The following is a 23,178-nucleotide window of genomic DNA, read 5'->3' on the forward strand; positions in this document are numbered from 1 at the left end:
CTGGGCCATGTCGTCGTTCGCGGTCGTCATTCCCGCCGCCGGCCAATCGAGCCGGTTCGGCGGGTTGGAGAAGAAGCCGTTCGTCAGCCTGGACGGTCGCCCCATCTGGCTGCGATCGGCCGAATTGTTCTGGTCGCGGTCGGACGTGTCGGGGGTCTACCTCGTCCTCTCGCCGGAGGACCGAGACTCGTTCCGTTCACGGTTCGGCCACTTGCTCGCCTTCACGAACGCACAGATTGTCGACGGCGGGGCCGAGCGATTCGAGTCGGTCGCCAACGCGCTGGCGAAAGTGCCGGCGGAGGTGGAGTTCGTCGCCGTGCACGACGCGGTCCGGCCTCTGCTCACGTCGAAGCAGATCGACGCCGTCTTCCAGACGGCCCGTCACTCCGGGGCCGCGATGCTCGCGGTTCCCCTGGCCGACACCTTGAAGCGTGTGGGCGCGGACAACACAATCACCGAGACCGTCCCGCGGGCCGGACTGTGGCAGGCCCAGACGCCGCAGGTCTTCCGCCGCGACTGGCTTTCGGCCGCCTACGCAAACCGGGCCAAGCTCGGCACCGCCATCACCGACGACGCCCAACTGCTCGAAGCCGCCGGCCATCGGGTGACGGTCGTTCCCGGCTCGCCGGCGAATTTCAAGATTACGACGAAAGACGACCTGGAACTGGCCGAGGCGGTCATCCGGTCGCGGTTCCACCCGGCCGAGGACCGCACCCCCTCCCGAGGGCTTGGCGAGGAAGCCGAGTGGTGATTCGATGACTCACCGTTGTTGCAAACTCGCGTCGATCCTGCTTCTGGCCGTGGCAGGGTGTTCGGGCGGTGCCAACGTCGTGCCCGTGTCGGGCGTGGTCCGCCTCGACGGAAAGCCTTACGGCAAAGCCGTCGTCACGTTTCAGCCCGTGCCTTCCCCGGAGATTCCCACGCCCGGCCGCGGTTCAACGGGGCGGACCGACGAGAACGGCCGGTACGTGCTCGTGTCTGACGGCACGACCAAAGGGGCCACCGTCGGCAAGCACATCGTCCGCATCACGACCCGCGGCGGGGACGATGTGAAGATCGCCGCCGAAAAAGGATCGTCCAGTGACGACCCGTCGAAACAGAAGCCGCCCGCGGACCCGATCCCGCCGGAGTGGCACTCGAAAAGCGCGAAGGAGTTTGCCGTTCCGCCGGGCGGGACCGACAAGGCCGACTTCGACATCACGTCGGTTCCCCCCGGCAAGAAATGAAGCTGGAACGCGGCCGCGATCCATCCACCGCCGCGGTTCATGCAATCACCCGTTGACCAACTCGTCCCACAGCTTCTTGTACCCCTGGAGGAACGTCTTTCCCTCTTCCGGGGTGTAAGCCTTGCCGACTTCGCAGAGCGTGTAGCGGTCGTAGTCGATGCCGGCCAGCTTCTTGAACAGTTCGCGGTACGGGTACTTCCCGGCCTTGTCGTTGACGAGGTCGTTGATGTGGCAACACTTGATGTGTTTGGCGAGCAACTCGAAGTTCTCGGCAATCGAGCCGTTCGCCACGTCGGTCGGGTTCGAGTTCCAGGTCACGCCGACGGCCTTGTGCCCGCAGGCATCCATGATCGTCTTCATGTTCTTCGGAATCTGCGTGACGGCCCCGTGAACCTCGACCCAGATTTCGACGCCCGCACTCTCGGCCGCCTTGCCGCACTCCTGGAGTGCCTTGCCGATCTGCTCGCAGGCTTGCTCGACGGTGTGGCCCTTGCTCACGCCGTTCGGCCGCACCTTCACGCCCTTGCCGCCGAGATCGGCGACGAGTTGGATGAACGCCTTGCACTCCTCGATCTGCTTCTTCACCACGGCCGCGTCGGGCGAGTGGAACTCGCAGGTGCTCCCGCAGCTCAAGAACCGCACGCCGCTGTCCGCGAACTGCTGCTTCACGCTCTTGCGTTGGTCGGCCGTCAGCGTCGGCTCAACGCCGTGTTTGTGCGTCGTCCGGCACTCGACAGCGGCGATACCGACATCCTTGCACACGCTCAACAGCGTCGGCAGATCCCAGTCCTTCGGCACGTTGTAGGTAACGATCCCCAACTGGAACTTCGCCTTCGAGGCGGGGCTAACGGCCCGCGTGCCGGCGGCGAGCGTGGCGGCACCGGCAGCGGCGAGAAACGAACGGCGGGTCATCTCGGACATGGTTCAACCTCGGAGAGAAAGTGTGGCCAAGTAGAATCTCGCGCAAAGCCGCCGAGTCGCCAAGTGAATTCTCAAAAATCTCTCACCGCATCTCGCCGATCGTGATGTGGTCGTGGACGATCTTCCACCCTTCCGGCAACGGGAACTTGCGGGCCAAGATCGTGAACAATCCCTGGCGAGTGCCCTCGGCCGAGGCGAGAACCCAAGCCCCCCGCAGCAGCACGGCGTCGGCGGCGAGCGGTTCGGCCGTCACGTTCTGGTAGTCGATTTGCCCCTTCGCCCCGCCGGGGTACATCGCGCGGTAACGGTCGACGAGTTTGTCCCACCCCTGGTAGCGGCGGCCGTCGCTGAAGAACGTCAGGTCGTCGTGCATCCGGTAGGTGGCGGTAAAGCGGCCGAGGTCACCCGCGTTCCAGGCACTCTTCTGGACCGTGAGCAATTCCACTGCCTCCGACCGGGCCGTCTCGAGCGCCGCCGGGGCCGCGACCGCCCGATATCCCACGAACGTCAGCAGCACGGCCGACAGCGCCGCGAAGCCGATGCACGCGGCGCGATAGCGGTTCGGCGGCGGAGTCGGGGTGGGAGAACCGAAGGCCATTCGACACCTCTTTTGGTGATCCGGTTTACCCGGAGTGCCGCACGCGGTAAAGTACAAACAACCCCCTGCGAAGGAGTCACCATGCAAGCGGCAGCCCTCGATTGGCTTCAGAAGAATCACGAAGGTATCATCCACGGTCTTGCGGACCTTGTGGCCGTTCAGAGCATTTCGACCGACGGCGAACACCAGACCGAGATCGAGCGCACGGCCGCCCTGACGTGCGACCAGATGCGTGAGGCGGGCTTGTTGAACGTCGAGATGCTGAAGGTCGGCAACTCACTGCCCTACGCCTACGGCGAGTGGATGGAGGCCGGGCCGAACAAGCCGACGGTCTTCCTGTACGCCCACCACGACGTGCAACCGATCAACTTCATTGAACAGTGGAAGTCCGACCCCTGGAAACTCACCCGCCGCGACGGCCGCCTGTTCGCCCGCGGGTCGGCCGACGACAAGGGGGCCATCTCCGCGTTCCTCGGGGCCATCGCCGCCTACCGCAAGACCGGCAACCAACTGCCGGTGAACATCAAGATGGTGGTCGAGGGCGAGGAAGAAATCGGCTCGAAGAACCTGATGAAGTTCTTCGACGTTCACAAGAAGAAGCTCCAGTCCGACGTGATCGTGGTCTGCGATACCGAGAACATCGAAGTCGGCCTGCCGTGCATCACGTACTCGCTCCGCGGCATCGTGGCCCTGAACGTCGAAGTCACGACAGCCCGCATCCCGGTCCACAGCGGCATGGCCGGCGGGGCGGTGCCGGACGCGGCCCTCGCGCTGAACGTCGTACTCTCCAAACTCTTCGCCCCGAACAAGCCGCTGCCAGTCCCCGGCCTCTACGACAAGGTCCGGCCGCTGACCGACAAGGAAAAGGCGGCGTTCCGCAAGCTGCCGTGGGACGACGCGAAGTTCCGCCAGGAACTCGGCGTGCTGCCGGGTTGCACGTTCGCAATGGAAGACGGCCTCGGCGTGTACGAACAAACCTGGCGGCGGCCGTCGGCCACGGTCATCGCCCAGGAGGCGAGCAGCATCAAGGGGGCGTCGAACCAGGTGCTGCCCAAGGCGTCGGCCATCGTCAGTTGCCGGATCGTGCCGGACCAGCAGCCGGCCGACGTGGTGGCCCAGATGCAAGCGTACCTGAGCGCCAACCCGCCCTACGGCTGCGAGGTGAAGGTGACGCAGCACGGCGCGGGCTGCGACTGGTGGATGACCGATCCGAACGGCCCGGCCTTCGAGGCCGCGATGGCGGCCCTCCGCGTGGGCTTCGACCGCGACCCCGTCGGCATCGGCTGCGGCGGCAGCATCGGCTTCGTCGGGCCGCTGGCCGAATTGTTCGGCGGCGCTCCGGCCTTGCTCATCGGCATCGAAGACCCGGCCAGCAATGCCCACGCCCCGAACGAGAGCCTGCACGAGGGGGATTTCAAGAAGTTGATGGCCTCGCTAGTGCGGCTGTTCGACAACCTCGGCAAGCTGACCAACAAGCAAGTGAAGTAACTCATTTTGGAACCCAGAGCGGAAGCGCGTTCACCCCGTCGCTTCCGCTCTGGGTTCCAAACAGTCCGTTCGCACATCCGCCACAACCGCTATTGCACGTTTCGTCCTCCCCAAATCTCGCACGACTCGCGGATGCCCGCTTCCCCTCCCTGCCGGAAGCGGGCATATTGACAGTTGAGCCATTCCGTCCCTTGCCGCGAGTCTAATATGCGGTCCTGCTCGCCTTTGCTGATTCTGCTGGCCCTGTCGGCGACGCCCGTGGCCGCCCAGGTGAAGCGCCCCGCGCCGCCGGCGACGTACCACATCGACCTCCGCTACCAAATCGCGACGGAGGAGAATCAGCGGGTTCGCGAGTACCGTGAGTTGACGGCCGCGCTCGCCAAACTCGGCTTCGTCGCCACCGCCAGCGACGATGCCGACCTCGACAAGTTTAACCCGCTCGCAGAACGGCTGGCGGGAACGATTCCCTCGAAGGACGCCAGGAAGGTTCTGGATATCGGTGCGATCCGCACCACTATCCTCCGGCCGGAGGGGGCGCCGCTGCCGGACGACGCGAAGAAGCCCGTGCAGGTTCGCGTCCAGATCGTCTCGGGCCTGGACTTGGCCGAACAGCGGTTGTTCCACGAGCAGGTCACGGCCCAACTCGGCCGGCTGGGTTTCCAGGAATTCACCGGCTACGACCACGGCAACTTCAGCCTCATTCGCGGGGCGCTGCCGGCCGGTCGAGTGCCGGAACTGTTGCGCGACTTGCGCGACCAGCCGTCCGGGTGGTTCTTCAGCGAAATCCCCCGCGAGCAGTTGAACCTGCCGCTGCGGGACGTCCTGCCGGTGCGGTTGGTGGAAGTGCTGCCAGACCTCGACCTCGGGCCGGTGGTCGTCCCGCCGGCCCCGCTTCTGCCCGAAGTCGAGTCGCCGAAATACTCGCTCGACCTCCGCGATTACCTCGCCGACCCGGCCACCGCGGGCAAGCCGTTCCGCGTCGAGTTGGTGCTGGACGGCCCGCTCCCCGAGGGGGCACTGCAACTGCGGAACTCGCTCCGACTGAGCATGCCCACGGCCGCGATGGAGGGCGTGTACGGCAACTTCGCGGTCATCCGGGTGATGACCACAACCGACCTGGTGAAGCTGGCGCAAATTCCGTCGGTGCTGTCGATCCGCGTGCCACGGTTCGCGGCCGAACAGCCGGGGTCGGCGAAGGCCAATGTCTCCGTCCAGACCGCCCTGCAACAGGGTAACGTGTCCGCCCTGCACGGGGCGGGTTACCGCGGGGCCGGCACCCGCGTCGTTGTGCTCGCCACCGACTTTGCGGGGGCGGACAAGCTGCTCGGCACGCGGTTGCCGAAGGCGGTGCAGTTCCTGGACCTGACGGCCGAACTCTCGCCGACCGTGGAGCCGACGCCGATGGGTACCGGCGTCAGCGGCACCGAGACGGCGGCCGCGGTCCATGCCGCCGCACCGGACGCCGAGCTGATCCTGGTCCGCCTCGATCCGGTCGCGATTCACCAACTGTTGACCGTAGCGAAGACCGTCCTCGGCGACACGGCCGCTTCGATCGCGGTGCAAACCCGCGCCGACGAAATGACGGCAGAAGCGGAGCGGCTTACGAACCGCCGGGACCTGGTGGAAGCGGAGTACCGTAAGGCGTTCAACGACCTGAGCGACGACGAAAAGCCCGCGAAGAGGCGGGCGAACGCGACCGAGGCGTTCAAGAAATTGCTCGCCGACGAGAAGGTCTTCAAGGCGACGTCCGACCGCATCGCCGCGATTCGGGCGAAGTTGCTCGGCCTGCGCGGGGCGAACGTGATCGTCAACACGCTCGTCTGGGAGGACGGTTACGCCCACGACGCACTAAGCGAAGTCAGCCGCCTGCTCGACGCCAAGCTCGCCCCGCAGCCGACGCGGTCGGGGTTGCGGGCACTCAAAACCCCGACGGTGCCGGTGTGGGTGCAGGCCGGCAGCACGTCGCTCGGCAGCGTGTGGACCGGGCCGTTCCTCGACGCCGATGGCAACGGCGTCATGGAGTTTGCCGCCGGCACGAAGGCCACGCCCGGAACCTGGACGCCGGAACTAAACTTCCTCGCGATGGTCGGCCCCGACGCAAAGCCGACCGACACGCTGCCCGAAGGGGCGAAGATTCGCATCAGCGTTCAGTGGCGGGAGCCGCGTCACCCCGACACCGACCTGACCGGCCAGGCGGCGTTCCCGTTCACGTTGAAGTTGCTCCGACAAATCGACCCGGCCGGCGAAAAGTTCGCGACCGACGAGTTCGCGGTCGTTGCCCGAACGGTCGGCATGCCGACGCACGTGAAGCGGATGTTCTCGGCAGCGATTTACGAGCAGATTCTGGAATTGGCGATCCCGACCGCCGGCCGCTACGCCCTGCGAGTCGAGGGGGGTATGGCCCAGGATTCGCTGGTGCGGACGGCCCGACACGTCTTCGAGCTCAGCCCGCGCATTTACGTGACCGCCAACGACCCGGCCACGGCCGCAAAGGGCCGCCTCGTGTTCACCACCTACACGCCGCAGGCCAGTGGCGTGGCCATCCCGGGCGACGCGACCACGGTCGTCACGGTCGGCATCGTCAACGGCTTGGTTGGGGCCGGACCGGGCATCTTGCTGCGGGTGAAGCCGGACTTGTTCGTGCAGGACGTGGCTTCACCAGACTCCGCGACCGGCGTGGTCGCCGGTGTCGTGGCGTGCCTGGCCGAAGCCGGCGTGCAGCCGAGTGGCATGACGCGCCTGCTCACACCGAAGCCAGGATACTGGTTGTTACTGCCGACCGATTGGATTCGCGAACTGCCGCGGAAGGCCGTGGAACAGCGGTAACGTCACGGGAAGCCGGGGATGGTCGCATCACTCCGGTCCTGGATGTTGATAAACTTGATTCCCTTCGCGCGAAATTGGCCGTCAGGGTCGCGGATGAAACGGCCTTTTGCGTACCACACGCCCGGCCCCGGGAAGCCTGTGGCCTCGGCCTTGCAGTAGAAACCGATCTCGATTTCATTCTCGCCGATTTGTTCGAACTCACTCTTGCCGAAGCCCCAGACGACGGCGCGAGCGTTGTGCTGGCGGATTAAGCCCCACACGCCGGAGGTCCGCACTTTCTCACGGTTGCCACCGTTGTGTTGGAACGTCGGTGACAATTGTTCGACAAACCGGGCCGGATCGAGGGTCGCCGCCGACGCGGCGACCGCCATCGTCTGAACCCGACGGGTGGCCTCTTCCCGCGGGCTCTCGAACGTCAGGTCGATGAGGCACAACCCGAATAGCAGCAAACCCGTCACGCCGGCCGCGATGAGCGATTTACGGTCGCGCCGCCGGTACCACACGGCGAGCGCGACAATGAACACCACCGCGAGCAGGCCGTAAAGGGACAGCGACGGATCACTCAGGAAGGTTGGCATCCGAATAAGCCGTTCGGGAAAGAGTGACCGCAGGCTCAAGCCTGCGGTCAGGTTTTCCGCAGGCTCAAGCCTGCGGCTACATCCGATCGGCCCTTACTTCCGCAGTTCGGCGCCGTAGACGGCGGCCTCACCAAGTTGCTCCTCGATGCGGAGGAGTTGGTTGTACTTCGCGATGCGGTCGGTCCGACTGGCCGAGCCGGTCTTGATCTGGCCGCAGTTCGTCGCCACCGCGAGGTCGGCGATGGTCGTGTCTTCCGTCTCGCCGGAGCGGTGCGACAGAATCGCGGTGAACTTGTTCCGCTTCGCCATCTCGACCGATTCCAGCGTCTCGGTCAGCGTGCCGATCTGGTTCACCTTCACGAGAATGCTGTTCCCACAGTTCTCGGCGATGCCCCGCTTCAGTCGTTCGGTGTTCGTGACGAACAGGTCGTCGCCGACGAGTTGCACCTTGCTCCCGAGTTTCGCGGTGAGCTTCTTCCAGCCGGCCCAGTCGTCTTCGCTCAGGCCGTCCTCGATCGATACGATCGGGTACTTGGCACAAAGGCCGGCCCACAAGTCGATCATCTCGTCGCTGCTGATGACCTTGTCCGGGGCACTCTTGAAGAAGCAGTAGCCTTCCTTCTTGTGCAGGTGCTTGGCTTCCTCGAACAGTTCGGTGCAAGCCGCGTCGAGGGCGAAGGAGACTTGCTCGCCGAGCTTGTACCCCGCCTTCTCGATGGCGTGGCTGATCGTCGCCAGGGCTTCGTCGGCGCTCGGGATGTTCGGGGCGAAGCCGCCCTCGTCGCCGACGGCCGTGTTCAGGTGCTTGTCGTGCAGCACCTTCTTCAGGCTGTGGAAGATTTCCGCCCCCATCCGCAGGCCTTCGCGGAAGGTCTTCGCCCCGTGGGGCACGATCATGAACTCTTGGAAGTCCACCGTGCTGTCGGCGTGCTTGCCGCCGTTGAGGATGTTCATGAGCGGCACCGGCAGCACCGTCGCGTTCGCCCCGCCGACGTAGCGGTAGAGCGGCAACTTCGCCACCTTCGCGGCCGCGTGGGCCGTCGCCATCGACGCCCCGAGGATCGCGTTCGCACCGAACTTCGCCTTGTTCGGTGTGCCGTCGAGCGCGATCATTTTCTTGTCCACGGCCACCTGGTCGAACGGGTCCATCCCCTTCAGACCGGCGTCGAGGTACTTGTGGACGTTCTCGACCGCGTTGAGCGTGCCCTTGCCGAGGTAGCGTTTCTTGTCGCCGTCGCGGAGTTCCACGGCCTCGTGCGCCCCGGTGCTGGCCCCGCTCGGAACGGCCGCCCGGCCGAGGGTGCCGCACTCCAGAATGACATCGACTTCGACGGTCGGGTTGCCGCGGCTGTCCAGAATTTCACGGGCCTTGACGGACGCAATCTTGGCACTGCTCATCGCAATCTCACGCTGGTGGTGGAAGGTCAAATCGTTGGATGGGATATTGTTGCGGCGGGAAAGGGCAAGCGGCCGGGCGCAGATGGGGAAACAGCCCGGCCGCGGGAAGGTCCGGGATCGAAGGCTGTCGGGGGCCAGCTTCGATCAACCGGAGGTCGCCGACAAATCCACGCCATCGAGCCGAGTCGGAACGTCTCGCCCGTGTCGTGAATCCGCCCGCCCTTCCCGCGGTCGTGACTTCGCCGACGGGTCTCCCCATCGACGTGCTTCGCAGATAACTTCTTGACACTGCTTTCATCGGCACGCCGGGAATTGGACTTGACGGCCGCCGAAAAGTTTTCGTCACCCCGCGGTTTCTGCCAGGAAAGCCTGAAGTTTCCCGAGGTTGACCGGGTCCATCGGGTTCCCGGCGGCGTCCTCTTTCGGCGTTTCCAGAATCATCGGCTTCGTGCGAAACCGCGGGTCGGTAACGAGCCGGCGGAAGGCGTGGTCGCCGATTTGCCCGAGGCCGATGCCAGCGTGCCGGTCTACGCGACTGCCGAGCGGCTTCAGGCTGTCGTTGACATGGAACAGCTTCAGCCACTTGAGGCCGATGAGGCGGTCGAACTCGGCGAAGGTCGCGTCATAGGCGGCGTCCGTTCGCAGGTCGTAGCCGGCCGCGAAGACGTGGCAGGTGTCGAGGCAAATGCCGAGGCGGTCGGGTTCTTCGACGTTTTCCAGCAGGTATGCGAAGTGCTCGAACCGCGCGCCGAGGCTGCTCCCCTGCCCCGCCGTGAGTTCGAGCAACACCTTCACCTTGTAGTCGGGGCGCTGTCGGTGGACGACGTTCAGTGCGGCCGCAACTTTCGCAAGCCCCGCGTCTTCGCCACTGCCGACGTGGGCACCGGGGTGCGTGACGAGGTACGCGAGGCCGAGCGATTCGGCCCGGTCGAGTTCGTTGCCGAACGCCGCGATCGACTTTTCGTAAAGCTCGGTCGTGGGGGCCGCGAGGTTGATGAGGTACGAATCGTGGGCCGTCAGAAACTTCAACTTTGCCTTCTTCGCGGCCTGCCGGAACGCCGTGACTTCGTCTTCCGGTAGTTCCTTCCCTTCCCACCGGCCGTCGGGCGTCGGCTTCACGACCCATTGGGATGGGCTGTGCGTGAAAATCTGGACCGTTTGCATCCCGAGCGCGACGGCCGCATCGACCGCCTTTGAAAGACCGCCCGCCACCGAGAGATGAGCACCGAACAAAGGCATGTGTGTCGTTTCCGTGAAATCCCGGGCCGTGACCTGCCATGCTATCGGTGGGCCGGCGGGGATTGTCGTAATAAAAGTGAACTAGCGGCGGTATCTTCCTGTCGGTAGACAAGGGCGAACCGGAACTTCATCGAGAACGAACATGGACGTGGTCGAAGGCACCGCACCGCAGAAGCCCGTGGCCGGCCGTCAAACCGGGTTATTGTTGCTCCTGGCCGCGATCAACTTCACGCACATCCTCGACTTCGTCATCGTCATGCCGTTGGGCGACCAACTCCGGCACGACCTCGCAATCACCCCGCAACAGTTCGGCTTCATCGTGTCGGCCTACGGTCTGGCGGCCGTCGTTGCAGGGATTCTCGCGTCCACGGTGGTAGACCGTTTCGACCGGAAGACTGTGCTCCTGGTAGCGTTCGCCGGGTTCATCTTCGCCACCCTCTACTGCGGCCTCGCAGCCGACTACGCCCACTTGCTGCTGGCTCGTGCCTTGGCCGGATTGTTCGGCGGGGTCGCAGCGTCAGGAATCATGGCGATCATCGGCGACGTGTTCCCCGACAAGCAGCGCGGCAAGGCGATCGGGGCGGTCACGTCGTCGTTCGCGGTCGCGTCGATCATCGGCCTGCCGATCGGCCTGTCGCTGGCCAACTGGTTCCACAACTGGGGCGCGCCGTTCCTGGCGATCGCGGGTCTCGGCACTGTCGTTTGGGCCGTCGCCGCGTGGCGGTTGCCGTCGCTGACGCACCACCGGGCGGGCCAACACGCCCACCCTATCGCGCAGTTCGCGGCCGTACTGCGGCAGCCGAACCACCTCTGGTCGTTCGCGTTCATGCTCGCGATGGTGTTCGGCACGTTCATCATCGTGCCGTACTTCGCCCCGTACTTCCAGGCGAACTGCGGCCGGAGCAAGGAAGACCTGCCTATCATCTACGCCGTGGCCGGCGTCGGGTCGCTGGTGATGATGAACCTGATCGGCTGGCTGACCGACCGTTTCGGCGCGCAGGGGGTCTTCCTGGCGACCGCCGGCGGGGCGGTTGTGATGACCCTGGTCATTACGAACCTGCCGCCCGTCAGCCTGGCGGGGGCCGTGGCCACAGCGACGCTGTTTATGGTCTTGGCGTCCGGGCGGGTGGTGCCGGCCCAGACGATGATGCTCCGCTCGGCCGACCCGAAGTTGCGGGGAGCGTTCACGAACCTCAACACGGCCGTCTCGCACTTCGCCACGGGGACCGGCCCCGTCATCGCCGGGTTGATCATCGGCGAAGAGTACCAAGGCGGGCCACTGACGTACTACTGGCTGGCCGGGTTGGTCGCCGCGGCCTTCGGAATCGCCGCCCTCGTCCTGTCGTTCCTGCTCCGACCGGCTGCCGCACCGCAACCGCAGACCGTGCCGGCGAACCCCTTCCCCATGGCCCTCGACCCGGAACCGCTCCCGGAAGCGGAAGAAGTCGCGACGCCGTAACCTTCGACCGGACCGATCCCCCGAGACAGCCAAACGTCGGGGGGGGGATTGGCATTCCATTTGCCCATTCGAGGAGGGTTCCGAATCCCTCACCGGGTGGCGTATGTCTTCTTCGACCTCCTCGCTCTGGACGCCGGCCGCCTCCGCCCGCACGGCGTCGGCCCTCGCCGGAAACGACACGTGCGACGTGTGCGTGATCGGGGCCGGCATCGCGGGGTTGACCACGGCGTACCTGCTCGGACGCGAAGGAAAGCGAGTGCTCGTCCTCGACGCCAAGCCGGAGTTCGCGGCCGGCGAGACGGAGTACACGACCGCCCATCTCGCGTGGTACCTCGACGACCACTTCTCGCACCTCGTTGCGGTTCGCGGCGATGCCATTGCGAAGACGGCAGCCAGCACCCACCGAAACGCGATCGCGTTGATCGGCGACATCGTAAAGCGGGAGCAGATCGACTGCGATTACCACGCCGTCAGCGGCCACCTCTTCGCCGCGGCAAACGGCACAGACTTGTTGCACGAAGAGGCCGAAACGCTGACTCGCCTCGAATTGCCGTTCGAGCGCACGAAGCTCGCGTTCCCGAACGAGAAGGAAGTCGAGTGCCTCCGGTTTCCCGACCACGCGCGCTTTCACCCGATCCGGTACGTGCTCGGGTTGGTCGCGGCGGTGCGGCAGCAGGGCGGCGTGATTTACACGGACACTGTTGTCGAGAAGGTCCGCGGCGGCCGGCCCTGTGAGGTCCGAACGACGAAGGAGCACACCGTCACGGCTGGAGCAGTCGTGATCGCGACGAACAACCCCTTCGAGGGCGGCACCGTCCTGCACACGAAAGTCTCGGCCCACCTGACCTACGCGCTCGCGGCCAACGTTCCGAGTGGCTCTTTCGCCGACGGTCTTTTCTGGGACACGGCCGCCCCGTACCACTATGTCCGCCTCCAACCCGGTGGCCCGGCCAGTGACGTGGACACGCTCATCGTCGGCGGGGAGGATCACAAGACCGGCCAAGCCCAGGATCAAGCGACCCGGTGGGACCGTTTGACCGCCTGGACGCGCGAGCGGTTTCCCAACCTCGGCCCGGTCCGGCACCGCTGGTCGGGGCAAGTTTTTGAAACGCCGGACGGCCTCGGCCTGATCGGATTAGCCCCGTGGAACGGGCCGAACGTGTTCGTCATCACCGGCGATTCGGGGATGGGCCTGACCCACGGCACGCTCGGGGCACAGTTGGTGACCGACCTCGTCGCGAACCGGGTGAACGAATCGGCGGCCGCCTACTCGCCGTCGCGGTTGATGCCGGGCGCACTGCTCACGCGACTGGGCGAAAACTTGAACATGGCCGCGCAGTACGTCGACTGGGTGACCGGCGGGGACGTGAAAAATCCCGATCACATCCCGCCCGGTCAGGGGGCCGTGATTCGGAGTGGGCTGACGAAACTGGCCGTGTACAAAGACGACCGCGGGGCGGTGACGAAGATGTCCGCCGTGTGCCCGCACATGGGGGCGATCGTCCACTGGAACGCGGCCGAATCGACGTGGGACTGCCCGTGCCACGGTTCGCGTTTCAGTGCGACTGGCACCTGCCTTCACGGTCCGTCGGTCGGGGACCTGAAGAACGTGGACTGAGCCGTCGACACGCCACCCCGGTTCAAACCACCCTGAGTGAGACCGAATGGACAGAAAGCTCGGCCGCGGCGTCTTGGTCGGCTTTTGCGTCATCTTCCTGACCCTGATTCTCTTCGCCATCGTCACCTATCGGAACATCACCCGGCTGGCCGAGAGCGAGTCGTGGGTGGCTCACACGCACGAAGTTCTGGACGTGCTGGAAGCGACCCTGTCCACGCTAAAGGACGCGCAGAACGGGTATCGCGGCTACCACGCGACGGGCAACACCGCGTTCGCGAAGCCCTACCACGAAGCGAAAGCCACCCTGCCCCTGCACCTTTCGACCTTCGAACAACTCGCGTCGGACAACCCGGCCCAGCAACAGCGCGTTTCCGAATTCCGCCGGGCGGCAGAGTCGGTCCTCGACCTCTACGGCCGCGGCATCCAGATTCGCCAAGACCAGGGGTTCGACGCCTCGGAGCGGTTCATTCTGCAAGGAACGGGCAACGCCGAGATGGAGCGGGCCAGGAGTCTCATCGGCGAAATGAAAGCCGAGGAGCAACGCCTGCTGACGATCCGAACTCGCGAATCCCGGACTCAGTACAACACGGCCGTCGTGACGATGATCCTGTCGGTTCTCTTCGGTCTCTTCCTGACGGCAATCGCGTTCGGCCTGACGATGCGGGACCGCCACCAGCGTGAACAAACCGCGATGATGCTGCAAGCGGCCCGCGACGCCCTCGAACAGCGGGTCAAAGATCGCACGGCCGAATTGCAAGCAGAAGTCTTGGAACGCCAACGGGCCGAGATAGAGTTGCAAAACTCGACCAAGCGGCTCGAAGAGAGCAACCGCGAGTTGGAGCAGTTCGCCACCGTGGCCTCGCACGACTTGCAAGAGCCGTTGCGGAAGATTCAGGCATTCTCCGACCGCCTTAGCGAAGTGAGCGGGCCGGTCCTTCAAGGAGCGGGGCAGGACTATCTCGCCCGCATCGTCTCGTCGGCCGGACGGATGCGAACGCTCATCGACGACCTACTTAGTTTCTCTCGCGTCACCCGGAAGGGTCAACCGTTCGTTCCGACCAACCTCGCGCGGATCGCCGAAGAGGTCGTTTCCGACCTTGAGGGGCGATTACGGGAAACGGGCGGCCGGGTTGACGTGGTCGAACCCTTGCCCACAATCGCGGCCGACCCGCTGCAAATACGACAACTGCTGCAAAACCTGATCGCCAACGGCCTGAAGTTCCGCAAGCCGAGGGAATCTCCTGTCGTGACCGTTCGGGCAGAATTACTACCAGAAGTCGAAGGAATCCCCGGCCCCGCGTGCCGGCTCACCGTCGCGGATAACGGCGTCGGGTTCGAGCAGGAATATGCCGAGCGGATTTTCCAGATGTTCCAGCGACTGCACGGCCGCAGTCTATATGAAGGCAATGGGATCGGCCTGGCGATTTGCCGCAAAATTGTCGAGCGGCACCACGGCACGATTACCGCCATCGGCGAGACGGACGTTGGATCAACTTTTGTTGTCACGTTGCCGGTGGACCAGACTACCTTGGAGTAATCAATGGATCGCCCTGCGAAATCGATTGTCATCCTCATGGCCGACGACGACGCTGATGACCGCCTGTTGACCCGCGAAGCCTTTGAGAAGAATCATTTAGCCAACGACCTGCGGTTCGTCGAAGACGGCGTGGAACTGTTGGACTACCTCAAGCGACGCGGCAAGTACGCCGACCCGGAGTCGTCGCCGCGGCCCGGCTTGATTCTGCTCGACCTGAACATGCCCCGGAAGGACGGTCGCGAAGCGCTGAAGGAGATCAAGGCCGATCCGAACCTGAAGCAGATTCGCGTGATCGTGATGACCACCTCGAAGGCCGAGGAGGACATCTACCGCACCTATGACCTGTCGGCGGCCTCGTACATCACGAAGCCGGTGACGTTCCAGGCACTCGTGGACGTGATTCAGACCCTCGGCAAGTACTGGCTGGAAATCGTCGAACTCCCCTCTCCAGGCCAGCAACCGTAATCGATCAATCGTCGGCGAGCGGGGGGCGTAAGCCCCCTGATCCTTCGTCCGCCGCGAGAGAATCAGGAGGCTTACGCCCCCCGCTCGCCGAGTCCATCCCCGCCGGTCGTTCTCCCGTCTCCCGGTACGTTTCTCGCTGCCGGGTGTACTCCTCGGCCGACAGCTCCACTTCCTGTTGTTCGAAGAGCTTTTTCAGGTACGGCACGCACCACCCGCAGCCGGTGCCGGCCCCGCCACACTGCGACAGCTGGCTCGCGACCTTCGGGTGTTGCGTTCGGAGGTACGCCAGGAGTTTCCGCTTCGACACGCGAAAGCAGAGACAAACGGGGTCGTCCAAATCCATCGACACCATCTCCGAATGACTGAGCGAGGGCACCTACATTATCACTCGCCGGGTACGAACGGTTCTACCCAAAGTCGGGGGTGATCTGTGAATCAGCCGGTTCTGTTGTGCGGTCTGGGCCGGGTCGGTTTTCGCATCCTGCAACACCTCAAGGCGGCCGGAGTGCCGGTGTCGGTCATCTCCGAGAACGACCCGACCGACCCGCAACTGGCCGGCGTGCCATTCATCAAGGGCGACTGCCGCCGACCGGAACTGCTCGAACAGGCGGGCCTGAAAACCGCCCGCGGCGTCATCATCGTGACCAGCGACGACCTCGTGAACGTCTCGACGGCGATGCTGGTGCGGAAGCTCAATCCCGACGTCCGCGTCGTGGTGCGGATGTTCAACCAGAACCTCATCCCCCGCCTCGGGGCGGCGATGAAGAACACCGTCGCCCTATCGGTGTCGGCCCTTACTGCCCCGCTCATCGCCCTCACCGCGCTCACCGGCGACACGCTCGGCGTCTTCAAACTCGACGACGTGCCGCACCAGGTCGCTGAGGTCGTGGTCCCGGAGAATTCGCCCCTCGTTCACGCCCGTCTCGGCGACCTCGCGAAGCAGCACAAATTGATGATCCTCTCGCACACGCCGAGTGGCGGCGAGGCGAAGCTGTGGGAGGCGGTCTCCGGCGACACGCGGCTGGCAGTCGGCGACCACTTTGTGGCGTGCGGCCGGCCGGAAGACCTGGCTCCGATTCTGGTGGACGAAGACGGCAACCTCTTCGGCGGCGTGCGGTGGGCCGGGTGGCTGCGGCGACAACTCCGCACCGTCGGCCGCACCCTAGGGGCGATTGACCTGCCCGTGCGCCTTGCGAGTGCCGGGCTGTTCTTCACGCTCTTCGTCAGCACCCTGATGTTCCGATATGGCGTCGGCACCGACTGGGCCGACGGTCTGTACCAGACCGTGAGCATCGTCGCGACGGGCGGGGAGTTGCACGCCGAGTCGCGGCCGCCGTGGGCGAAGGTGTTCGTCAGCGTCCTGAAAATCGCCGGAGCGGCCCTGCTGGCCATCTTCACGGCCCTGTTCACGCAGTACTTCATCCGGGCGAAACTCGGCGGCGTGCTGGAGGCCCGTCGCATCCCCGATGGTGGGCATGTCGTCGTGTGCGGCCTCGGCAACGTCGGCTTCCGCTGTGTCGAAGAACTCGTCCGGCTCGGGCATCAGGTCGTGGCCATCGAGAACGTCCACGACAACCCGTTCGCGGAAACGGTCCGCCGACTCGGGGCGGCCGTCATCATCGGCGACGCCACGGTCGGCGCGGTGCTGAAGCAAGCCCGCGCCGGCACCGCCCGATCGGTGATCGCGGCCACGGAATCGGAGCTGAGGAACCTGGAAATCGGCCTGCTGGCCCGCGAGATGAACTCGACCCACCGGATTGTGGTCCGCCTGACCGAACCAACCTTCGCCGAGGCCGTGCGGGACTCGGCGAACATCAAGCACGCGGTTTCCGTGCCGGCGCTGGCGGCCCCCGCGTTCGCGGCCGCCCTCTACGGCGATCGCGTGCAAACGCTCATCACGGTCGGCTCGCGCACCCTCGCGATCGTGGAACTGACGGTTCAGCCGAACGACCCGTGCCTGCACGAGCAGTCGCTCTTGGCCACCATGTTCGACTACTCGTTCCTGCCCCTCGGCATCGGCGGCAAGCCGCCGTTCCCCCAGGACGGCTTGCCGAAGGCGCTCCGCTTGCAGGCCGGGGACAAGCTGACCATCGTGGCCGAATTGTCGGCGTTGGAACGACTCGTCCGCCGCGAACCGGCCCCCGCCGACCGCCGGGTGGTGGTGGAATCGTACCCCTATTCCGCGAGAGAACTGCTGTGGTCGATCGTGCGAACGAACCGCCGTTGCACCGAGGAGGAGGCCGCGGCCGTCGTCGCCCAAACACCCTTTGTGCTGGCCGAGCAACTAACCGCCGGCGAGTCCGAAGAACTTCTGGCTCTCGTCGAGCGAAACAAGGTGGACGCCCGGGCAGAAGCCGCGCCGGCAACGGTATGAGTGGGTCCGCCCTGGTGGTGCAGTTGTAACGATTTTCGAGTTCGATCCGGCGGCCCATTCCCCGACGGGTGAATACCCGTCGGGGAATGGGCCGCCGGAATGACGAATGTGAGGGAGGGATTTTTCGGCCGGGTTCTCCCCGTTGAATGGACGCTCTCGAAGGACGGACGCAAATGTTGAGGCTTGGAATTTGTTTGTTGATTTTGTCCACGTTGGTCGGCGGTTCGGCTCGCGCAGAGGATCGCTACTTCCTTCTCATGTTCGGCTCGCAACGCATCCCGCGAAACCCGAACTACGCCCACACGTTCGCGACGTTCGCGCGGCAAGCGGCCGAGGGTGGGCCGCTCGAATCGCACACAATCAGTTGGCTGCCCACCGAATTCCCGATCCGCGTCCAGGCTCTCCGCCCTCAACCGGGACGAAACTACGGGCTAGAAGAAACGCTCCAGATTGCCCAGCGGGACGGAGCGCGAGTCTCGTTGTGGGGGCCGTATGAGATCGAGCCGGAGTTGTACCGCCGGGCGATGAAACAGATCCGCTTGTTGGAAAGTGGCAAGGTTCAGTACAAGGCGAACGACACCTTCTACCGCAACGACACGGTCAGCAATTGCATTCACGCGGTGAGTAAAATCGAGGAGGGTCGCAGGCTGGTCGTCTACAGTCCGGGGTGGGGCGACACGGCGAGTCACTTCGTGCTGGAACGATTGAATCCCTGGATCATCGACCGGACGCAAACCCACGACTGGGTCGCCACGTCCCTCGGGTTGGACGCCTATCCGATCGCGTACCGGAAGGCTTACGAACGGCCGATCCTCAAACCGATCACCGGCGTGCAGTTGTTCCTGCACGATGGCCTGCCGGTGCCGACCTACGGCCCACCGGCCCAGCGGGGTCGATTGGGCATTCGCGAGTAAAAGGTAGGCGAGTAAAAGGTAGAGACGCGGGTGGGAGTCGAACCCACTTCTATCGGGTTGCAGCCGATCGCCCGACCGTCTGGCTCCCGCGTCTTCGTTGTTCACGCCGTCTCGGCGTCGCCCGTGGCCCGCAGGTGGGCCTTGCTGAGTTCGTGGAAGTCGGGCACGTCGGCGGCCGCCAATCGGTTGCGACCGACACCGCGAACGACCCAACCGTTCTCCCAGTTCTTGTCCTCGTCACGCAGCTTGAGCGTACGGCCGAGTTCCGCGAACTGGTCGGGAATCCACGACACCTGAACGCACTGCGACTGGCCCATGTCCTTGACGAGTCGGCACTGGCGGTAGAAGACATTCTTGCGGGCCATCGGCATCTCCGACTTCGGAACGGAATCAGTGCCCCCGCCAGGAATCGAACCTGGTCTACGACCTTCGCAGGGTCGCGTGCCTCCACCACACCCCGAGGACGTTGCGTGTAGAAAAAGGAGACGACCGGGCGGCGGAAGGTTCGGCGATTCCTTCGGCTTTTCGATTGACACGCGGCCCGATTCTGAGGAAACTCTAATCTGCCTCCCTCAGACGGTCCCACCCCTTTCCCTTTCTTCGGTGCCGTATGCTCAACTTTTTTGGCTCCACCACCAATTCATTTTGTGACGGCGTCTCTCGGCGAAACTTCCTCAAGGTCGGCACCTTCGGAGCGGGTCTGACGCTAGCGGACGCTTACCGGGCACAGGCGGCCGCGAAGAAGACCGAGGGCACGCGGTCGAAGGCGATGAAGTCCGCGATCTTCATTTACCTGCCGGGCGGGCCGAGCCACCTGGACATGTACGACCTGAAGCCGGACGCGCCGAAGGAAATCCGCGGCGAGTTCAACCCCATCGCCACGAACGTGCCCGGCGTGCAGATTTGCGAACACTTCCCGCTGCAAGCGAAGATGTGGGACAAGCTCGCCGTAGTGCGATCCCTGACGAGCGTGGACGAGCACAGCGACACCCTCGTGATGACCGGCTACCCGGACCGCGTGAACGCCACCGCCGGCCACCCGTCGTTCGGGGCCGTCGTCTCGAAGCTCCGAGGCGACGGCCCCGAATCCGTGCCGCCGTTCGTCTCGCTCCGGGGCATGTCCCGCGGCACCGAGCCGGGCTACCTCGGCTTGTCGCACCGCCCGTTCACGCCGAGCGGACCAGGCAACGCGAACTTGAAACTCGCCGGCGGCGTCACCCCCGAACGGCTCGACACGCGGAAGACGCTGCTCGATTCGTTCGACGACACGCGGCGGGAGATCGACGCGAGCGGCGCGATGAAGGGCATCGACGCCTACACCGAACGCGCCCTCGACATGGTGAGCAGCGGCGTGGTGCGGAACGCTCTGAACCTCGAAAAAGAAGACAAGGCCACTCGTGACCGCTACAAAGGCGTCGAGCAATTCCTAACGGCCCGCCGCCTGATCGAAGCCGGCGTCGGCTTCGTCACCCTCTCCATCGGCGGATGGGACACGCACGGCCAGAACTTCCAGAGCCTCAAAAAGCAACTGCCGAAGGTCGATCAAGCGATCGCGAACCTGATTCAAGACTTGCACGACCGCGGGTTGCAGGACGACGTGGTGACGGTGATGTGGGGCGAGTTCGGCCGCACGCCGAAGATCAACGCGAGCGCCGGCCGTGACCACTGGTCGCCGGCAATGAGCGCGCTCGTGGCCGGCGGCGGCTTGAAGATGGGTCAAGCCGTCGGAGCGACCAACGCCAAGGGCGAGCGGCCGAAGGACTGGGCCTACACCGTGCCGCAACTGATGAGTACCCTCTACCGGGCCATCGGCATCGACCCGGCGATGACCTTCCCCAACGGCAGCGGCCGACCGATGTACATCCTCGACGACCGTGACCCGGTTCGCGAGTTGGTATAATTGGTTATCGAGCCGCAGGTTCACGCCGATCACCGCAGATCCGACCAGAAGACCAATCCGATTTTTGGTTTTCCGAATTTGCGTTCCTCCGCGTGGATCTGCGGCGAATGCTTCTTCCCCGCCTACCTCAGCCCATCTCCTGCCATGCGCATACTTGCTTCCCTCGCGGGTTTACTCTTGCTCGCCGGCACGGCCTCGGCCCAATCGCTGACGGCCTTCCCGCCGGCATTGGCGATCCGCGGGGCCGACGATGCGCCACAACTGCTCGTCACAGCGAAGGTGACTAACCGCGAACTCGACGCGACCGGGCAGGCGAAATACGCCGTCGCCGACGCGAAGGTTTGCCGCGTCGATGAGAACGGCCGCGTCTTCCCGCTGGCGAACGGCACGACCGAGATCACCGCCACGGCAAACGGGCAGAGCGTCAAAGTGCCCGTCACGGTGTCGTCGATGGAGACGCCGCGGCCGATCAACTTTAACAATCAAGTCGAGCCGATCCTCACGAAGATGTCTTGTAACAGCGGTGGCTGCCACGGCAAGATTCAGGGCCAGAACGGCTTCCGCCTCTCGCTGCTCGGCTTCGACCCCGAACTCGATTACACCACGCTCCTCAAGGAAGGCCGGGGCCGCCGGCTGATGCCGAGTTCGCCGGACGCCTCGCTGTTCCTCACGAAAGCCACGGGGCAGGTCCCGCACGGCGGCGGCAAGAAGATCGAACCCGGCTCGGAAGAGTACAAGGTTCTGCGCCGCTGGATCGCGACCGGCATGCCTTACGGCGAGCCGACCGACCCGGCCATCACGAAGCTGACCGTCCACCCGGCGTCTCGCGTCATCGACCGGCAAAGCCGGCAGCAACTCGCCGTTCACGCGCACTATTCCGACGGCAGTGTCGAAGATGTGACCCGCCGCACGCAGTTCGAAAGCAACGAAACCGAAGTCGCCGTCGTGGACGGCACCGGCCTCGTGCGAACCCTCTCGATGACCGGGCAAGCCGCTGTCATGGTGCGCTTCTCCGGGCAGGTCACGGTCTTCCGCGGCATCGTCCCGCAACCCGGCCCGAAGGAGCCTTTCGCGTTCCGGCCGAAGACGGTCGTAGACGAGTTCACCGCCAAGAAGTGGCGGGAACTCGGCCTCGTACCGTCGGACGAGGCCACCGACGAAGCCTTCCTTCGCCGCGCCTACCTCGACATCACCGGCACACTGCCGGACGTGGCGGCCGTGACCGCCTTCCTCGCCGACAAGTCTGCCGACAAGCGGGACAAGCTGATCGACCGCCTCGTGGAGACGCCGGAGTACGCCTACTACTTCGCCAACAAGTGGGCCGACGTGCTGCGAGTGAAGCGGAAGAACCAAGCGGGGCGGGCCACCGGTACGTTCGCCTTCCACGATTGGATTCGCGGGGCGATGGCCGCCGACCTGCCCTACGACCAGTTCGCGCGGGAAATCATCTGCGCGAACGGCGACGAACTCAAGTCGCCACCGACCGTGTGGTACAAGGAGGTCACGACGCCGGAAAACTTCGTCGACGACCTGTCACAAGTCTTCCTCGGCCAACGGCTGGCCTGCGCCAACTGCCACCACCACCCCTACGAGAAGTGGACCCAGGACGACTACTGGGGTCTCGCCGCGTTCTTCGGCCGCGTCGGCAAGAAGCCGATCGCATCTCCGGGGCAGCCGAATAACAACCAGGACCGCCGCCAACTCATCTACGTGAAATCGACCGGCAGCGTGACTAACAAGCGGCTGAACAAGACGGCCCCGCTGAAGCCGCTGGACGCTGACCCAATGGAAGTGGATGGCGCCGACGACCCGCGGCAGAAGCTGGCCGACTGGATGGCGGACCCGAAGAACCCGTTCTTCGCGAAGGCCGTGGCGAACCGCTACTGGGCGCACTTCTTCGGCCGCGGCATCGTGGACCCGCTCGACGACATGCGCGTCACAAACCCGCCGTCGAACCCGGAACTACTCGACGCCCTGGCGAAGTCGCTGCTCGACGACAAGTTCTCGCTGAAAGCCCTCGTGAAGACGATCTGCAAGAGCCGCACGTATGCCCTGAGTGCCGTGCCGAACGACTTCAACAAGGCCGACAAGCAATCGTTCGCACGGTACTATCCGAAGCGGCTGAATGCTGAGGTGGTCTTCGACGCCGTGTGCCAAGTGACGAACAGCCCCTCGCAGTTCGGCGGCCTGCCGACCGACAAGAACGCCCCGCAGCGGGCGATCATGCTGCCGGACGAGTCGTTCACGTCTTACTTCCTCGACGTGTTCGGCCGGCCGCAGCGGATCAGTGCCTGCGAGTGCGAGCGCGTCAACGAGGCGAGTTTGGCGATGACGCTGCACATGCTCAACTCGCAGGAAGTGCAGGACAAGATTTCCCGCGCGGCCGGCCGGGCCGACAAACTGGCGAAGGACCCGCGGCCCGACGCCGAGAAGGTGACGGAACTTTTCCTCGCCGCCCTGGGCAAGCCGCCGACGGCCGATCAACTTCAGATGGCGACAACCCACCTGGAAAAGTACGCGAAGGACAAGAAGCAGGGTTACGAGAACCTCGTGTGGGCGTTGTTGAACACAAAGGCGTTCCTGTTCAACCAGTGACCGTTTCGCGGGCGACCCGACGGGTCGCCCGCTATACTCATC

19 protein-coding genes and 2 tRNA genes are annotated in these 23,178 nt (G+C 64.8%); 12 read left to right on the plus strand and 9 right to left on the minus strand.

All coding sequences use genetic code 11. The annotated features are described in order from the left end of the window. Positions 1–7 precede the first annotated feature (7 nt). Positions 8–751: a 2-C-methyl-D-erythritol 4-phosphate cytidylyltransferase gene (gene ispD, locus PX52LOC_RS34775; RefSeq protein WP_149114391.1), complete on the plus strand. Its 744-nt coding sequence runs from the start codon at positions 8–10 to the stop codon at positions 749–751. Between the two features lie 4 nt (positions 752–755). Beyond that, entirely contained in the window at positions 756–1,226 is a 471-nt protein-coding gene (locus tag PX52LOC_RS34780; RefSeq protein WP_149114392.1) for a hypothetical protein, read from the plus strand. Positions 1,227–1,271: 45 nt separating this feature from the next. Here PX52LOC_RS34780 and PX52LOC_RS34785 read toward each other — a convergent pair whose 3' ends face one another. Both PX52LOC_RS34785 and PX52LOC_RS34790 read right to left on the minus strand, forming a co-directional pair. Continuing rightward, on the minus strand, positions 1,272–2,147 hold the full coding sequence (locus tag PX52LOC_RS34785; RefSeq protein ID WP_149114393.1) for a sugar phosphate isomerase/epimerase family protein: 876 nt from the start codon (positions 2,145–2,147) through the stop codon (positions 1,272–1,274). Between the two features lie 82 nt (positions 2,148–2,229). After that, entirely contained in the window at positions 2,230–2,745 is a 516-nt protein-coding gene (locus tag PX52LOC_RS34790) for a YybH family protein (RefSeq protein WP_149114394.1), read from the minus strand. 81 nt (positions 2,746–2,826) lie between these two features. Here PX52LOC_RS34790 and PX52LOC_RS34795 point away from each other — a divergent pair, with 81 nt between their 5' ends. Beyond that, positions 2,827–4,233 (plus strand): M20/M25/M40 family metallo-hydrolase, encoded by a 1,407-nt coding sequence (locus PX52LOC_RS34795; protein ID WP_149114395.1) that lies wholly within the window; start codon positions 2,827–2,829, stop codon positions 4,231–4,233. A 207-nt stretch (positions 4,234–4,440) separates the two neighbouring features. Further along, positions 4,441–7,059, plus strand: coding sequence for a hypothetical protein (locus tag PX52LOC_RS34800; RefSeq protein WP_149114396.1), 2,619 nt, complete (start codon positions 4,441–4,443; stop codon positions 7,057–7,059). 2 nt (positions 7,060–7,061) lie between these two features. Here the strand turns inward: PX52LOC_RS34800 and PX52LOC_RS34805 are convergent, their stop codons facing one another. The 3 genes from PX52LOC_RS34805 to PX52LOC_RS34815 form a co-directional block, all read right to left on the minus strand. Beyond that, positions 7,062–7,637, minus strand: a complete 576-nt coding sequence (locus PX52LOC_RS34805) for a hypothetical protein (RefSeq protein WP_149114397.1) — start codon at positions 7,635–7,637, stop codon at positions 7,062–7,064. A gap of 93 nt (positions 7,638–7,730) precedes the next feature. Beyond that, the gene (gene eno / locus PX52LOC_RS34810; RefSeq protein ID WP_149114398.1) at positions 7,731–9,035 is read right to left on the minus strand and encodes a phosphopyruvate hydratase; all 1,305 of its coding nucleotides are present in this window, start codon (positions 9,033–9,035) and stop codon (positions 7,731–7,733) included. Positions 9,036–9,377: 342 nt separating this feature from the next. Then, the gene (locus PX52LOC_RS34815) at positions 9,378–10,274 is read right to left on the minus strand and encodes a deoxyribonuclease IV (RefSeq protein WP_149114399.1); all 897 of its coding nucleotides are present in this window, start codon (positions 10,272–10,274) and stop codon (positions 9,378–9,380) included. Positions 10,275–10,416: 142 nt separating this feature from the next. Here PX52LOC_RS34815 and PX52LOC_RS34820 point away from each other — a divergent pair, with 142 nt between their 5' ends. From PX52LOC_RS34820 to PX52LOC_RS34835, 4 genes are all read left to right on the plus strand, one after another. After that, entirely contained in the window at positions 10,417–11,733 is a 1,317-nt protein-coding gene (locus PX52LOC_RS34820; protein WP_149114400.1) for an MFS transporter, read from the plus strand. Between the two features lie 103 nt (positions 11,734–11,836). Next, a complete protein-coding gene (locus PX52LOC_RS34825) occupies positions 11,837–13,351 on the plus strand; it encodes an FAD-dependent oxidoreductase (protein ID WP_246173558.1) in 1,515 nt (504 codons plus the stop codon). Between the two features lie 46 nt (positions 13,352–13,397). After that, on the plus strand, positions 13,398–14,888 hold the full coding sequence (locus PX52LOC_RS34830) for a sensor histidine kinase (RefSeq protein WP_149114401.1): 1,491 nt from the start codon (positions 13,398–13,400) through the stop codon (positions 14,886–14,888). Positions 14,889–14,891: 3 nt separating this feature from the next. After that, positions 14,892–15,353: a response regulator gene (locus PX52LOC_RS34835; RefSeq protein WP_149114402.1), complete on the plus strand. Its 462-nt coding sequence runs from the start codon at positions 14,892–14,894 to the stop codon at positions 15,351–15,353. A 4-nt stretch (positions 15,354–15,357) separates the two neighbouring features. Here the strand turns inward: PX52LOC_RS34835 and PX52LOC_RS34840 are convergent, their stop codons facing one another. Beyond that, positions 15,358–15,696: a (2Fe-2S)-binding protein gene (locus PX52LOC_RS34840; RefSeq protein WP_149114403.1), complete on the minus strand. Its 339-nt coding sequence runs from the start codon at positions 15,694–15,696 to the stop codon at positions 15,358–15,360. An 87-nt stretch (positions 15,697–15,783) separates the two neighbouring features. Here PX52LOC_RS34840 and PX52LOC_RS34845 point away from each other — a divergent pair, with 87 nt between their 5' ends. Both PX52LOC_RS34845 and PX52LOC_RS34850 read left to right on the plus strand, forming a co-directional pair. Continuing rightward, positions 15,784–17,727, plus strand: a complete 1,944-nt coding sequence (locus PX52LOC_RS34845) for a potassium channel family protein (protein WP_149114404.1) — start codon at positions 15,784–15,786, stop codon at positions 17,725–17,727. 197 nt (positions 17,728–17,924) lie between these two features. Next, positions 17,925–18,641, plus strand: a complete 717-nt coding sequence (locus PX52LOC_RS34850; RefSeq protein ID WP_149114405.1) for a hypothetical protein — start codon at positions 17,925–17,927, stop codon at positions 18,639–18,641. 22 nt (positions 18,642–18,663) lie between these two features. On the opposite strand, the gene PX52LOC_RS34855 is transcribed toward PX52LOC_RS34850, so the two are convergent. From PX52LOC_RS34855 to PX52LOC_RS34865, 3 genes are all read right to left on the minus strand, one after another. Further along, positions 18,664–18,734, minus strand: a tRNA-Cys gene (locus PX52LOC_RS34855). A gap of 8 nt (positions 18,735–18,742) precedes the next feature. Continuing rightward, positions 18,743–19,006: a hypothetical protein gene (locus PX52LOC_RS34860; protein ID WP_149114406.1), complete on the minus strand. Its 264-nt coding sequence runs from the start codon at positions 19,004–19,006 to the stop codon at positions 18,743–18,745. A 29-nt stretch (positions 19,007–19,035) separates the two neighbouring features. Then, a tRNA-Arg gene (locus PX52LOC_RS34865) sits at positions 19,036–19,106 on the minus strand. A gap of 145 nt (positions 19,107–19,251) precedes the next feature. Between PX52LOC_RS34865 and PX52LOC_RS34870 the strand changes: the two genes are divergently transcribed. Further along, the gene (locus PX52LOC_RS34870; protein WP_149114407.1) at positions 19,252–20,541 is read left to right on the plus strand and encodes a DUF1501 domain-containing protein; all 1,290 of its coding nucleotides are present in this window, start codon (positions 19,252–19,254) and stop codon (positions 20,539–20,541) included. A 144-nt stretch (positions 20,542–20,685) separates the two neighbouring features. Then, positions 20,686–23,136: a DUF1549 domain-containing protein gene (locus PX52LOC_RS34875; protein WP_149114408.1), complete on the plus strand. Its 2,451-nt coding sequence runs from the start codon at positions 20,686–20,688 to the stop codon at positions 23,134–23,136. Positions 23,137–23,178 lie beyond the last annotated feature (42 nt).

The sequence above is a fragment of the Limnoglobus roseus genome, from assembly GCF_008254045.1.
In the GTDB taxonomy this organism is placed as follows: domain Bacteria; phylum Planctomycetota; class Planctomycetia; order Gemmatales; family Gemmataceae; genus Limnoglobus; species Limnoglobus roseus.